This is a genomic window from Streptomyces sp. NPDC002958, assembly GCF_055563255.1.
In genome coordinates this window covers 320,265-333,976 of sequence record NZ_JBVHDS010000007.1, presented here as the reverse complement: position 1 = coordinate 333,976, position 13,712 = coordinate 320,265, and the positions used below count along the sequence as shown (strand labels likewise).

The window sequence follows — 13,712 nt, the reverse complement described above, 5'->3', positions numbered from 1 at the left end:
AGCGGGACGGCGGATCGTGCCGTCGTGCTGCGTTGGAGCCGGCATCCGCGTTGTGTTTCGCTGGCCAGGGCAGAACTGCGTACCGCGCTTGCGGGCTGGGGGCTCTCGGAGTGGGAGGAGCCCGCGGTGCTCGTGCTGTCCGAGTTGCTGACCAACGCCGGGCAGCACGCCCAGGTCTCGCCGGGGCGGGAGATTGAGACCCGGTTCCGGCCGTTGGGCGAAGGTGTGCGGATCGAGGTGCACGATGCCTCGAATGCGCCGCCGGAGGTGCGCGAGCCGGAGCCCGGAGCGTGTGGTGGGCGGGGACTGGTGTTGGTGGATGCGCTGGCGGACCGCTGGGGGTACGGGGCGCGGTGCGGGCCGGGAAAGGTCGTGTGGGCGGAGTTCGGTTCCGTTAAGCTCACTCCATGACCTCCGTACCGTGCCGAAACTGGTGGCGCTCCTCCTAGGAGCGGCCGCCTCATCTGCACGGAACCAGGGCCGTTCGATATGGACGGCCCTTTTCGTTGCCCTCGTACGGGTACGGAAGCCGGTGAACACGGCGGGCCGTCCTCCACGCAACAAGCATCGCGAGGAGAGAGACCCCATGAGCATCGCCACCGCATCGACCGAGCAGCGCGCCGCCGAGCTGGAGGCGCGGATCCGGCAGGCCCCGGAGAAGTTCCGGGTGATGACCGGGGACCGGCCCACCGGGCCCCTGCACCTCGGGCACTACTTCGGCACCCTCCACAACCGCGTCCGGCTCCAGGAGCTCGGGGTGGACGTCTTCGTGATCATCGCCGACTACCAGGTGCTCACCGACCGGGACGTCGCCGACCGGCTCGGCGAGTACATGGAGGGGATGCTGCTGGACTATCTGGCCGTCGGGATCGACCCGGAACGCTCGACGGTCTTCAACCACAGCGCCGTACCCGCGCTCAACCAGCTGATGCTGCCGTTCCTGAGCCTGGTCTCCGTCGCCGAGCTGAACCGCAACCCCACCGTCAAGGACGAGATCGCGCACTCCCGGCAGTCGGCCGTCAGCGGGCTGATGTTCACGTACCCCGTGCACCAGGCCGCAGACATCCTTTTCTGCAAGGGAAACCTGGTGCCGGTCGGGCAGGACCAGCTGCCGCACCTCGAAGTCACGCGAACCGTCGCCCGGCGCTTCAACGAGCGGTACGGGGCGGTCTTCCCGGAACCGGACGCACTGCTCTCCGACGCGCCGCTCCTCCTCGGCACCGACGGCACCAAGATGAGCAAGAGCCGGGGCAACTCCATCGCGCTGGGTGCCGACGCGGATGAGACGGCCCGGCTGATCAAGGGCGCGAAAACGGATGCCGAGCGGTACATCACGTACGAACCGGAGACCCGGCCCGGGGTGTCCTCGCTGGTGTCGCTGGCGGCGTTCTGCATGGACCGCGATCCGCACGCCGTGGCCGAGGAGATCGGCGGCGGGGGTGCCGCCGCCCTCAAACGGACGGTGACCGACGCCGTCAACAGCCGGATGGCGCCCATCCGGGCCCGTCGGGCGGAGTACGCGCAGGACATGGCGTACGTACGGTCGGTGCTCCGGGCCGGCAACGAGCGCGCCAACGAGATTGCCGGGGCCACGCTGGACGAGGTGCGGGGGGTGATGGGCGGCGCGCTGTAGCGGCGAGCGGTCAGGTGGTGGCTTCCGGCCAGGCGCCCCGGGCCGCCACCTCCAGGATCAGTGCCGCGATGTTCCAGGCGTCGTCCGCGCCGCTGTGGTGGCGGCCCTCCAGGGGGAGACCCGCGATGCGCAGGGCCTGGGCCATGCCGGGGCGCTTGCGCAGGCCGTAGCTTTCGGTGAAGGGGAGCTTCGCGTTGGTGTGGCGGTGGCCGAACGGGTATCGGGTTCCGGTGGCCCGGCACTGGCGGGTGAACTGGTTGCGGTCGTAGTCGCCCCAGCTGGCCCACGGGCGTGCCCCGGCCCGGTGCTCGGCCGCCAGCAGTCGGCAGGCGTCGGCGAAGGGGAGGCCCGTGCCCACCTCGGCCTGGGTCAGTCCGGTCAGCTCCGTGCAGAACGCGCTGACGGTGGACCGGGCCGGGCGGACCAGGATCCGGTGGCGCGCCACCCTCTCCGCCGACCGCAGGTCGACGACCGTCAGCCCGATCTCGATGATCTCGCTGACCGCCCCGGGTGGCGGTTGTCCGTCCCAGCAGGTCGCCTCGATGTCGATGACGTTCAGGAGTTCCGGTTCCGGTCCTGTTTCCATGGGGGGAGGGTAGGGGCCGGGGATGCGGGCCGGCACCCGGATTCCGCGGGCCACGCGGCCACCCGTGGCTCAGTGGTATGTCAACGAGCCTCGCCTGCGCAGCAGTTCGGCCAGGCCCCGGCGGGTCGCCGCGATCACCACGCGGTCCTCGGGGCGCAGTACGTACCCGGGATGCAGGTCCCAGACCAGGCCCGACGGGCGGTCCGGGGAAGCCGGGGTGGGTGTGGCCAGGTCCGGGCGGCGGTGCTCCGGCGGGGTGGCGTCCAGGGCGAGGACCCGCCAGGCGCCCGCCTGGAACGCCTGCTCCACCGTGCGGCCCTCCAACTGGTGGTGCCCCGCCACCTCGACCGCCGCGAACAGCATCACCTTCCGCTCGACCGGGATGGCGCCCAGGATCTGCCGGCCCATCATGGCGACGGCGAAGGACGGGGCGGCCAGGTGGGAGACGGAGCGGGAGCGGGTCAGGGCCTGGGGGTGGGCGGTGCGCAGGGTGCGGTAGACGGCGGTGGCGAACTCGTCGTCGAACAGGCGCAGGGTGACGCGCAGGTCCGGCTTGACCGAGCGGGCGTACAGCGCGGCCTCCAGGTTGGTGGTGTCTGCGCTGGTCAGGGCGAGGAGCGCGCGGGCGCGCTGGATCTTCGCCGCCTCCAGTACGCCCTCCTGCGTGACGTCACCGAGGACCACCGGCACGTGCAGTCGCCGGGCCACGGCGATGCCGCGTGCGTCCGGATCGTCCTCCACACACACCACGGGAACGCCGAGTTCACGTAGCCGGACGAGGACCCGCGTACCGATCTTGCCGAGTCCGAGCAGCACCACATGGCCGGAGAGACCGCGTGGCGGGCGGCGCAGGGACGACGCCGTACGGAGCGAACCGAAGGCCTCCAGCACACCCGCCACGAGCAGCGGCAGCAGCATCAACCCGGCGACGCCCGAAAGGAGTTGGATCACCTGGCGGGCCAGGGGGTCGCCGGTCGCCGGGTCGCCCATCGCGAACAGGTCCAGCAGTGTCAGATACGTAGCGTGCACCGGATCGTCGCCGGTGGTGAGCGTGGAGGCGACGGTGAGGCCCACCACGGCCAGGCCGACGCCCAGTGCCGACCAGCGCAGCCGCCGGGAGAAGAACTGGCTGAGCGGTGCGCCCCTGCCGCCCATCCGGGGCGGCGGACCGGCCGGTCCCGCCTGGCTGACCGCTTCCAGGACGATCGTGCGCCGGCCCGTCGCGGCGGCCACCTGCCGTTCGTCGGGCAGGAGTTGGGGGCCTTCGTCGCCGCTGCTGTCGGAGCCCTCGGTGCCCGCAGGGTCATGGGTGGTGGAGGAGAGCAACGCGAGGGTGCACAGACCGGGGTCGGCGATCCGGCCGTCCTGGGGCGGGGTCCGTTCGGCGGCGCGCAGCAGCAGGCCCTCCGCCTGGATGACCTTGCTGGAGCCGGTGAGGGCGGTTGCCGCGAGGGCGGGCGCGGCGGTGTCGGCGTCGGAGAGAACGGTGGTCGATGCGTCCGGCGCGGTCGGGTCCAGGCCGGGGGCGGTAACGGCGGCGGCCTGGTCGAGCAGGGTCTCCAGGTACTGGCCCAGCTTGCGGTTGTAGAGCCGGATGACCAGCCGGACACGGGGGTTGAGACGGCGGGCGGTCAGCGCGGCGCGGATATTGCGCTCGTCGTCGTCATAGACCAGGGCCAGTGCGGCGGCCGACTCGACGCCCGCCTCCTCGAAGACCTCGTCGGACGGCTCCGGCGCCTCCAGGATGCGTACCGCCTCGACCCCGGCGTTGGTGTCGCCGTTCCCGGGAGCACCTGCGGACCCGTTGCCGGTGTGCCCGCCGTTGCGGTTCATCGCCTGCGACATCCGCCCGAACAGCGCCGCCGCCCGGCCCCGCCCGGTCAGCGGCAGCTCCGGCCGGCGTGCGTCGCGCCCCGGCGGCAGAACAAGGGTGACCCGCTCCCCGTACACATAGCGCAGCTCCACGGCGAGCCGCTGGGCCAGTGCGTCGTCACCGCAAACGACCATGTGCCCGCTGAACGGGGAGCGTTGGGGCTGCTGGGGAAATGTAGACACGAGACCCAGCATGCCGTGCTCCTCTCCGTCGTATCCGCCCGGTCAGTGATCTTCCTGCGGAACGGCGGATGGCGGCGCCGCGTGCCGGGCCTGCGGGCCCGCGAGCAGATGGCGCGGGTCCGCGACCCGGACGATCGCCGACTCGACCGCCGCGATCCGGTCCGCGAGCAGCCCCAGTGCGGCGACCGCTCTGGCGACGGGGTCGCCGTCGGGGGCGCCGAGCGCCTGGGTACGGACGTAGGAGGCGGTGATCGCGGACCAGCGCGCGGACTGCTCGGCGGTGAGGCGGCCGCGCAGCGCGGCAAGTTTCAGCAGGTTGGACTCCGCGCGCGTGGTCAGCGTCTGGGCCTCGCCCGCGTAGTGGTCGTCGATGACGGCGGAGAGTTCCGCTTCGTTCATCACCGGGACGATCCGCTCGGCGATCTTGTTCATGTTGCGGTACGAGCCCTGGAGCCGGAACGGCGGCTCGGTGCGCGTCGCGTCGGTCTGCGCGGCCGAGGCGATGTACGCGGCGTTCACGGCCAGGACCGTGTCCCGGGCGGTCAGCAGGTGGCGCAGGACGGCGACGATCCGGTCCACCTCGGCGGGTGCGTACGGGTGGTCGAGCCGGTCCGCGCGGGCTGCCGGGTCGGTCCCGGAAGAGAGCCGGACGAACAGGGCCAGATCATCGCGGGAACGTCCGGCGAGCGGGGCCAGCACCGGGTTGGCGGTCAGCGCGTTCTCGATGAAGCTCAGCGCGAAGACGTCCTCGCGGCCGCTCAGCACCTCGCCGAGATTCCACACGTCGGCCCGGTTGGCGAGCATGTCGGGGATACGGAACCGCGTCCCCGACTCGGTGTACGGATTGCCCGCCATGCACACCGCGAACCGCTTGCCCCGCAGATCGTGGCTGCGCGGCTCGCCGTCCCGTACGCCCTCGATACGGCGGGTGGCGTCGCAGAGCGGAATGAATTTCTGGAGCAGTTCGGGCGAGGTGTGCTGGATGTCGTCGAGGTAGAGGAGTGTGTTGTTGCCCGCCTCCAAGGCGAAGTTGATCTTCTCGATCTCCTGGCGGGCGGTCGCGGTGCGCGCCTGTGCCGGATCGAGGGAAGTCACGTCGTGGCCGAGGTTGGGTCCGCTGATCTTGACGAGGACCAGGCCGAGCCGGTCGGCGACGTACTCCATGAGCGTCGTCTTGCCGTAGCCGGGCGGCGACACGAGCAGCAGCAACCCCTGCGAGTCGGTGCGCCGGTCGGCGTCGGCGGTGCCGATCTGCTTGGCGAGGCTGTCGCCGATCAGCGGGAGGTACACCTCGTCCAGGAGGCGGTTGCGGACGAACGCCGACATGACGCGCGGCCGGTGGTCGTCCAGCCGCAGCCGGGCACGCTCGGCGCTCACCAGCGCGGTGCGCTGCCGCTGGTAGGCGCGGAACCCGGGGACGGCCACGGTTCGGAACTCGGCGGTACGGGCGAGGAGTTCATCGAGGCGGACGGTCAGCCGGCCACGGTCGATGCGCGGATGGGTGCCGAGCAGGCCGTCCACGGTCGCGGTGAGCGGCGCCTCGCACTCGTACCGGGCAAGCGCCGGCTCCGGGCAGAGTTCCACGGCGACGGCCTCCGCCAGATCGCCCGCGTCGATCCCGGTGCCGCTCGCAGCGGCGTACGAGGCGAGCCAGCCCTCGACCAGCTGACGCCGGGCGGAGAAGTCGTCGTGGAGCGCGGCGAGGTCCTCGTCGTACGCCGAGGATCTCGTCGTACGACGGAACTTGTCCAGAAACGTGCGCGCGGTGGCGCTCGTGACGAAACCGGCCGGGCCGCTCGTCAGCTCCTCGAAGAGGTACGCGGCGACGGCCCGGGGATCGTCGCCCCGGATGGCGTCCGCCCACTCCTCCTGAAGACCGGCGACGGCAGGGGCGAGGCCGAACGTCTCACGGGCGCGGGCCAGCGAGAGGGCCCGCCGGGTCCAGGAGGTGCGCCGGGCCTCGTCCGTCCCGTACGCCCAGAACAGCTGCGCCGCCGCTCGTACGGCGGGCGGGCAGCGCAGCAGCCCCGCTCCGGCGTGCAGCCCGAGCAGGGTGGCGAGGATCGCGGCGGCGTCCTCGTCGTGGACGCCGCGCTGGTAGCCCTCGTCGTACGCGGCCGCCGCCGACTCCCGTACCAGGGACCTCAGTTCGTCGGCGCTCAGGGCGGCCAGCGTGTCGGCGCCGTGCTCGTCGAGGAGCCGGGCGGCCAGGTGCTCGCCCCGGTAGACCTGCGGGGACTCGGAGGGGAGGGTCTGCTCCCAGTACGGGCGGGTCGCCTCGAACTCCGGGTCGGTGACCGGGGCGCGGTAGTCCGTGCCGGTGAGGGCGAACGCGAGCCGGTCCCCGTGCGGGACGAGCGTCAGGTCGAAGGGCTGGGTGTTCACGGCGAACCGGTGTCGGCCGAGACGAATCGTCGCGCCGCCGTCCGCGTACAGCTCACTGCGGTCGCGCAGCGCCCGCCCGGCCTCCTGGCGGGCGGCCAGCAACTGCCCGTCCAGTTCCTCGGCGCGCACCGGGTCGCCGAGTTCCCGCAGCTCGTCCGCGGTGCGCCGGACCTTGGCGACCATCGGGTCGGAGGCGAAGTAGGTGTGGACGGCGTCGAGATCGGGCAGGGCGGCCAGCCGACGGGACACCGTATCGAGGACCCGGGCCGCCGAACCCGCCAGCCGCTCCGCCCGCCGGGCGCGAGCGTCCTGCAACGTCTGCTTACGGGCCGAGAACGCCTCATACACTTCCGTCCGCCGCCCGGTCAGCTCGGCGAGGAAGTCGTCGAACTCCGCGAACCGCGACTCCAGGTTCTCCAACTGAAGCAGAAGCCTGGCCAGTTGCGCGTCACAGGCGTCCGGGGTTTCCGCGGCGGCCAGCGCCCCCGTGACGGCCTGCCCGAGCAGTGCGAACTCGGCGGCGAACTCGGCCCGGCCCTCGTGGTCCAGGAGCTCGCGACGGCGCGCGTCGAGAGTGGCGCGGGCCCGGTTCACCCCGCCGAGGACCTCCGCGATCCGCTCCAGGATCGACGTACGGACCGTCGCGTCACCGATGTCGAGCCCGGCGACGACATCCGTGACGGTGCTCAAGCCGTCCGTCATCTCCGTCAGCCGGTCGCCGAGCGCCGAGGCGTCCGCGACGGTGGTGAGCGCGGACGCCTCGGCGGTCAGGTGCGCGACATCCTCGTGGTAGCCGGCGAACGCGTCGTCCCGGCTCAGGAACGCGACGGCGCGCCGGCCGGCCGAATCGATGTCGGCGGCCGTGTCGGCGGTCAGCGCGGCGATCCGCTCGGTGTCCGCGTATCGCATCTCGGCGATCGTCGCCAAATGGCCCTGGACACGGCGGAGTTCGGTGAGCTGGGTGACCCAGGCGGCGGCAGAGCGCGGGGCTTCGCCACGGATGCGGCGGACGAGTGCGGTGAGTCGGTCGGCCGTCTCGGTGAGCGCCTCGGTGGCCTGCCGGGTCAGCTCCTGCACCGTGTCGAACTCGGTGAGGACCTGCTGGGCGGTGGCCCGCAGATCCGCCAACGGGGATGCCAGTGCGCCGAGTTCGGAGTCGGTCAGCCAGTGGTAACGGTCGGTGGCACGGGTGCAGTCCGCGACCAGCTGTGCGTACACGGCGGCGGTGGGTGTCGTCTCGGCGGCGCTGTGCGCGAGTGCGAGGCAGTCGGAGATGCCGCGCACCAGATCGGCGTTGCCGATCCGGGCGAGCGGACCGGTCCGGGCAGGCCGGGAGGCGGCGTAGGTGTCGGAGACGTACGGGGTCTGCCAGCGCTGCAACGGGTGGACCCGGGCCGGTTCGTCGCCCGTGGCGGTACCTCGCAGGAGGACGAGCGTGCCGTCGTCGAGCAGGGCGTGGCCGCGGCCCTGGAGAGGGGTGGCGACCTCCTGCCGGATCAGGTTGTAGGGCAGGAGCAGGCTTCGGCCGTCGTCGGGGGAGCGGAAGGCATACAGGACGTCCTCGCCGTTCGGCGAGCGGACCGCGCCCTCGAAGACCGGGTCTGTGAGCGGCTCGGCGATATCGAAGGTCTTGGCGGCGCCTGTGGTGAGGTAGTAGCCGCCGGGGAAGATGATCCCCTGGTCCTCCGGGAGCCGGTGGCAGGCGGGCCCGATGAGGTCCAGACGCAGGACCGTGCCGAGGAGAGTGTTGAAGACCAGATACCGCCAGGAGTCCTCGTTGTACGGGCGGACGCGGAGCAGGACCAGCGGGCCGATCACGGCATGCTCGACATCCGCGTCGGCGAGTGACTGGAGGGGGTCGGTGACCGGCTCCTCGTAGATCCCGTCGGGGGTGTCGGTGTCGTTGACCGTCTTGACGGTGAGAGTACCGCCGAGTGTGTCGACGAAGAGGACGGCGTCCGTGCCGTCCCCGTCCCCGCCCACGGCGATGTGCGGGTGCCGACCGAGGACGTGGGCCTCGCGGCCCGCGACGGTCCAGGTGAAGTCGTGCGACGGCGGGAAGACGTGATCGCGGTCGCCGCGCGCGTCGAGGAACGCGCCGGACGAACCGTCCGGGCCGAGCGCCCAGCGCAGCACGCGGATGCCGTCGGCACTCTCGCCGGTACGGAAGACGGCAAGCAGCCTGCCGTCCACGCGGCGCAGTCGAACGAGGCGGGCGTCGCGATAGTAACGGTGCAAGGCGGTGAATTCGCGTACGAAGGCCTCGTCTTCGAGCAGACCGCCTTCGTCGTAAGGTCTCTTCTCCAACTCGGGTCCGAGCAGCGCGAGTACGTCGCCGACCTCGGCGGGTTCTGCTGCCCCTGGGCCCCGTTCGAACCCGAACAGCAGCCGGCCGCCCACGGCCACCAGGTCGCGGGGTACGGATAGCTGCTCGGTACGGATCTGCTCGGTGCCGGTGAGCCGGAGCTCGGTCGACCCGAACTCCTTCGTGCGCCGCGCGTTGAGCGCCTCGGCGCGGCCGGCGAGATCGGCGGCCCGGGCGGTCAGTCTGCGGCGCAGCACGTCGTACGTCCCCGCGTCCACGGGGCCGCCGGTGGGCGGTGCGGTCGTGGTGTCGGTTTCCATACGTACGGCTCTCCCTACGAGCTACGAGCTACGAGCTACGAGGTGTGTGGTTCGGCTGCGTCCCGCTGCCGAACCGTTTCCTCGATTGCCGGACGGGCTCGATCCGTCCTGCCCGTCCGGCGATCGGGGTTCGCTCTATGCGACCGGCGACCCGTTCCGCGAAGCGGGTACGTCGGACGCCCCCGCCACCGCGGACACCGGCACATCCGCCAGCCCCAACTCCCGTGCCGCGGACAGCAACTGCTGCACCTGTCCCGGCGCGACCCCCGTCCCCGGCGCCCGCATCATCCGCGTCAGCAGCGCCGACACCGTCAGGTTCTGCACGTCCCCCGTCGACACCGACCCCAGCACCCGCGTCAGATCGTCCGTGAACGACGACGTGCCGTTCAGCCACGGCCCGGCGAGCGCCTTCGCCGTGTCCGAGTTCTCGACGAACCCGTCGAAGCTCTTGCCCATCGCGATGGACGAGACGAGCCGGTCGAAGAAGACCGACTCCCCGCCGACGATGTCGATGTCGGCGTTCTCCAACCCCGTGGCCAGCACCGTCGCCTGCGCCTCGGCGACCTGCCGCTGCACATCGAGCCCGGCCAGCCGGATTTCCTTCTCCGCGGCGAGCCGCAGCCGGTACTCCTCGTGCCCCCGCGACGCGTCGTCCAGCGCCGCCATCGCGGCCGCCTTCTCGGTGAGCCCCGCCGCCTCGGCCTTCAGCTTCTCGCCGATCACCGCCGCATCGGCCGTCGCCTGGGCCCGCGTACCCTCCGCTGCCGCGAGCGCCTTGAGCCTGGACCCCTCCGCCTCGGCCTTGAGACGGGCGGACGCGGCCTCGGCCTCGGCGAGTCCGGCCTTCTCGATGACATCGGCCTCCGCCTCGCGCACCTGGATCTCCGCGAGACCGGGCGCCGCGGACTCCGCCTGGATGCCCTCGGCCAGCCGCAGCTTCGCCCGGGCGTCCAGGTCCGCGGTCTTCAGCCGGGCCTCGGCGAGCGTCAGCTGCTCGGCGGCCAGGTGGGTGGCCGCCGCTTCCGCTGCCTCCGCGGCCTTGATGTCCTTGACCAGCTTCTCCTGGGCCTCCGCCTCGGCGGCGATGATGACCGACCTGCGGGTGCGCTCCGACTCCTCGACGGCCCGCAGCGTCTTGATGGACTCCTCCTGCTCGGCGACCGTACGGTCCACGGCGATCCGCTCCCGGATCACATCGGCGACCTCGCGGCGCTCGGCCTCGACCTCCTTCGTCGCGGCGATCCGGTCGAGTTCGGTCTGCCGCTCGCGCCCGATGACCTCGATCAGCCGGTCCTTCTCGATGCGCTCGTTCTCCACGGCGATGACACGCTCACGGTTCTTCTGCGCGACGGCGATCTCCCGGGCCTGGTTCTCGCGCTGGATGCCGAGCTGCTCCTCGGTACGGATGAACGCGGTCTGGGCGCCGAGCCGTTCCTCCTCCTGGACCCGGGCGGTCGCGGCCTCCTCACGGGCCCGCAGCGTCTCGACCTCGCGGCGCTGCTTGATCTCGGCCTCGGCCTGTCGGCGCTCCAGTTCCAGAATGGTCTCGCGGGCGTCGACGTTCTGCCGGGTGATCTCCTTCTGCTCGGTGCGCTGGTACTCGTTGGTGCGTACGTGCTCGATCGCCGTCAGCTCGGTGATCTTCCTGATGCCCTGCGCATCGAGGATGTTGGCGCCGTCGAGCTGCGTCATGGGCGTCTGCTCAAGGAAGTCGATCGCCGCGTCGTCGAGGTGGTAGCCGTTGAGGTCCGTGCCGATGACCCGGATGATCCGGTCCCGGAACTCCTCGCGCTTGGTGTACAGATCGACGAAGTCCAGCTGCTTGCCGACGGTCTTGAGCGCCTCGGCGAACTTCGCGGCGAAGAAGTCCTGGATCGCGACCTTGTCGCTGGCCCGCTCCGTACCGATGGACTGGGCGACCTTGATGACGTCCTCGACGGTCTTGTTGACCCGCACGAAGAAGTTGATGTGGATGTCGGCGCGGATGTTGTCCTGGCAGATCAGGCCCTCGCGCCCGGTGCGGCGGATCTCGATGGTCTTCACCGAGATGTCCATGTACTCGGCCTTGTGCAGCACCGGCAGGACGACGGCCCCGGTGAAGGTGACATCGACCTTCTTGGTCTTGGAGATGATCAGCGCCTTGCCCTGCTCCACCTTGCGGAAGAGCCGGCTGATGACGAGAAGCAGGGCAACGGCGATGAGCAGGACAACGGCTACGAGCACACCGAAGCCCAGGGTGATGGCATCCATGACAGTCCTTGGCGGCTGGTGAGGAAGGTGAAGAGGCAAGAGGGCCTGCCCGGACGGACGGCCGGGTGGGCGGTTTCGGCGACGCGGCTGCGGCAGGTAGGCCGGTCAGCCGGAGCGAGGTGGAGGGCGGCGGGTACCCGGGCGCGAGTTCGTGCGCGGCTTCGGTGGTCCCGGGTCCAGCGCCTTGTCGTACGGCGAGACCCAGAAGAACTCGCCCTCGTCCTCGTACGCGTACAAAAGCCCCGTACTGCCCGAGGTGAGAACCGTGCTGTCCGCGTCGTCCGCGCTGTCCGCGTCGTTCGTCGGACTGAGCAGCCTGACCTGGACGATCGCGGTGGAACCGTCGGCCGCCGTAACCTCTGCCTGGCCGAAGTCGGAGCTGACGGAACCGGTACGGATCGTGCAGACCCGGCCGAGGAAGTCCCGCCGCGACGGAGGAGGCTCGTCCGGGAAGCGCCGGCGCACCAGGCGCACCAGCACCCGAATCACGGCCCAGGCGGTCAGCAGCGCCCCGGCGAACACGGCACAGGCGAGCGCGGCGCGGGTGAGGCCGGTGACACCGCTGCGGTGCAGCAGGACGGTACCGGCCAGGCTCGTGAACCAGCCGACGACGACCATCCCGGACACCGAGACGGTGACCGGCACCCCGCCGATCCCGGCCATGCCGGTGTCGAGGTCGCCGTCGAAGGAATGGTGATCGGCCGTACCGGTGAGCACGAGGAGCCAGAAGAAGACGACCACGACCAGCGCGGCGCCGAACAGGACGGTGGGAAAGGAGGTTGCCGCGCTCAGGAACTCCTGCATCGGTCCACCCCCTGTCGTCGCGGGCGGTCCGGTGGTGACCTTGGTGCTGCGGCACTGCGAAAAGCGGTGCCGCAGCACAAGGTCTTCCCCCGTGTCCCCCGTGTTCCCCCGGTTCGTGCTGACCGGATCGTGTCACTCGGGGTCTTGGGATCGCACTGCCGGAATCCGGCAATCTTTGTACGTCCTTGATGCCGGGCACCGGCACCGGCCGGTATGCGTTGGGTGAGTGTCAATGTCGCGTCAGGACTGAGGAGTGCGCGTGCCGGAGCCGGAGATTTCCGACGAATATCTGGGGGACTATGCCCGCATTCTGGCCGATGTCGCCGCCACCGGCCGCCGGTTGACCAGGGACGAGCTCGACACCCGCCGGCTCCTGGGCAGGGAGGCCGCCGAGGCCGGATTCCAGTTGCGCGCCCTGGTCGGCCTCCATCTCGCGGCGACCCGCACCGCCTGGCCGCAGGCCGCCTCCGCCGATGCCGCGTCGACCGATTCCGTGCTGGCCGCGGTCGAGCAGGCCGTCGACGCCTTCGCCGCGGGCTTCGAGCGGGCCCAGCGGCTCACCGTGCGGCGCGAGGAGGCGGCGCGCCGCGAGTTCATCGACGACCTGCTGTACGGGCGCAGCGATCTGGGCCGGCTCGCGGAGCGGGCCACCCGGTTCGGGCTGCGGCTCTCACGCGCCCACGCGGTCGCGGTGGCGATGGGCCCGGAGGCGTACACGGAGACCGACTCCGTACCGCGCACGGTCGAGGCGGCGCTGCTTGCGCGCTTCGGCGGCCGGAAGATCCTGCTTACGACGAAGGATGGGCGGCTGGTCTGTATCGCCCCCGGCACTCAGCCCGATGTCCTGCGGTATTTCGCCAAGCAGGCGCATGCGGCGACGGACGGCGGCCGGGTCGCGGTCGGCCGCCCGCACCAGGGCCCCGGGGGCGTGGTCCACTCCTACGACGAAGCGCTCGACGCACTCGATCTCGCGGAACGGATGGATCTGGACGATCCGGTTCTGTACTCCGCCGACCTGCTGGTCTACCCGGTGCTTACCCGGGACCGGCAGGCGATGGCCGATCTGGTGCGCAGTCAGCTGGGCCCGCTCCAGCAGGCCCGCGGCGGCGCAGAGCCCCTCCTGAGGACACTCTCCGTCTACTTCGACGCGGGCTGTGTGGCCGCCGAGACGGCCCGTCGGCTGTCGCTGAGCGTGCGGGCGCTCACGTACCGGCTGGAGCGGATCCACCAGTTGACCGGTGCCGATCCGTCCGACCCGATGCACCGCTACACGCTGCAGACGGCGGTCATCGGCGCCCGGCTGCTGGACTGGCCGGCCAAGGAGCTGTGACCCGGGCCTGCCCCGATGCCCCGGCCGCGGGCACTTGTGTCTGC

The 13,712-nt window shown here is 71.3% G+C and carries 8 protein-coding genes; 3 read left to right on the top strand and 5 right to left on the bottom strand.

The annotated features are described in order from the left end of the window. Positions 1-24 precede the first annotated feature (24 nt). Positions 25-411 (top strand): ATP-binding protein, encoded by a 387-nt coding sequence (locus tag ACZ3IC_RS16155; protein ID WP_467416644.1) that lies wholly within the window; start codon positions 25-27, stop codon positions 409-411. A gap of 175 nt (positions 412-586) precedes the next feature. After that, positions 587-1,633 (top strand): tryptophan--tRNA ligase, encoded by a 1,047-nt coding sequence (gene trpS / locus ACZ3IC_RS16150; protein WP_467416641.1) that lies wholly within the window; start codon positions 587-589, stop codon positions 1,631-1,633. A 10-nt stretch (positions 1,634-1,643) separates the two neighbouring features. Here the strand turns inward: trpS and ACZ3IC_RS16145 are convergent, their stop codons facing one another. The 5 genes from ACZ3IC_RS16145 to ACZ3IC_RS16125 form a co-directional block, all read right to left on the bottom strand. Continuing rightward, entirely contained in the window at positions 1,644-2,219 is a 576-nt protein-coding gene (locus ACZ3IC_RS16145) for a 3'-5' exonuclease (protein WP_467416640.1), read from the bottom strand. A gap of 69 nt (positions 2,220-2,288) precedes the next feature. Then, positions 2,289-4,286, bottom strand: a complete 1,998-nt coding sequence (locus tag ACZ3IC_RS16140) for an NAD-binding protein (RefSeq protein ID WP_467416638.1) — start codon at positions 4,284-4,286, stop codon at positions 2,289-2,291. Positions 4,287-4,316: 30 nt separating this feature from the next. Next, a complete protein-coding gene (locus ACZ3IC_RS16135; protein ID WP_467416636.1) occupies positions 4,317-9,284 on the bottom strand; it encodes a DNA repair ATPase in 4,968 nt (1,655 codons plus the stop codon). Positions 9,285-9,419: 135 nt separating this feature from the next. Next, positions 9,420-11,534: a flotillin family protein gene (locus ACZ3IC_RS16130; protein ID WP_467416635.1), complete on the bottom strand. Its 2,115-nt coding sequence runs from the start codon at positions 11,532-11,534 to the stop codon at positions 9,420-9,422. 105 nt (positions 11,535-11,639) lie between these two features. Next, positions 11,640-12,338 carry a hypothetical protein gene (locus ACZ3IC_RS16125; protein WP_467416632.1) on the bottom strand — a complete coding sequence of 233 codons (699 nt, stop codon included), beginning with the start codon at positions 12,336-12,338 and terminating at the stop codon, positions 11,640-11,642. 259 nt (positions 12,339-12,597) lie between these two features. Here ACZ3IC_RS16125 and ACZ3IC_RS16120 point away from each other — a divergent pair, with 259 nt between their 5' ends. Continuing rightward, the gene (locus ACZ3IC_RS16120; RefSeq protein ID WP_467416631.1) at positions 12,598-13,668 is read left to right on the top strand and encodes a PucR family transcriptional regulator; all 1,071 of its coding nucleotides are present in this window, start codon (positions 12,598-12,600) and stop codon (positions 13,666-13,668) included. The last annotated feature ends 44 nt before the right edge of the window (positions 13,669-13,712 follow it).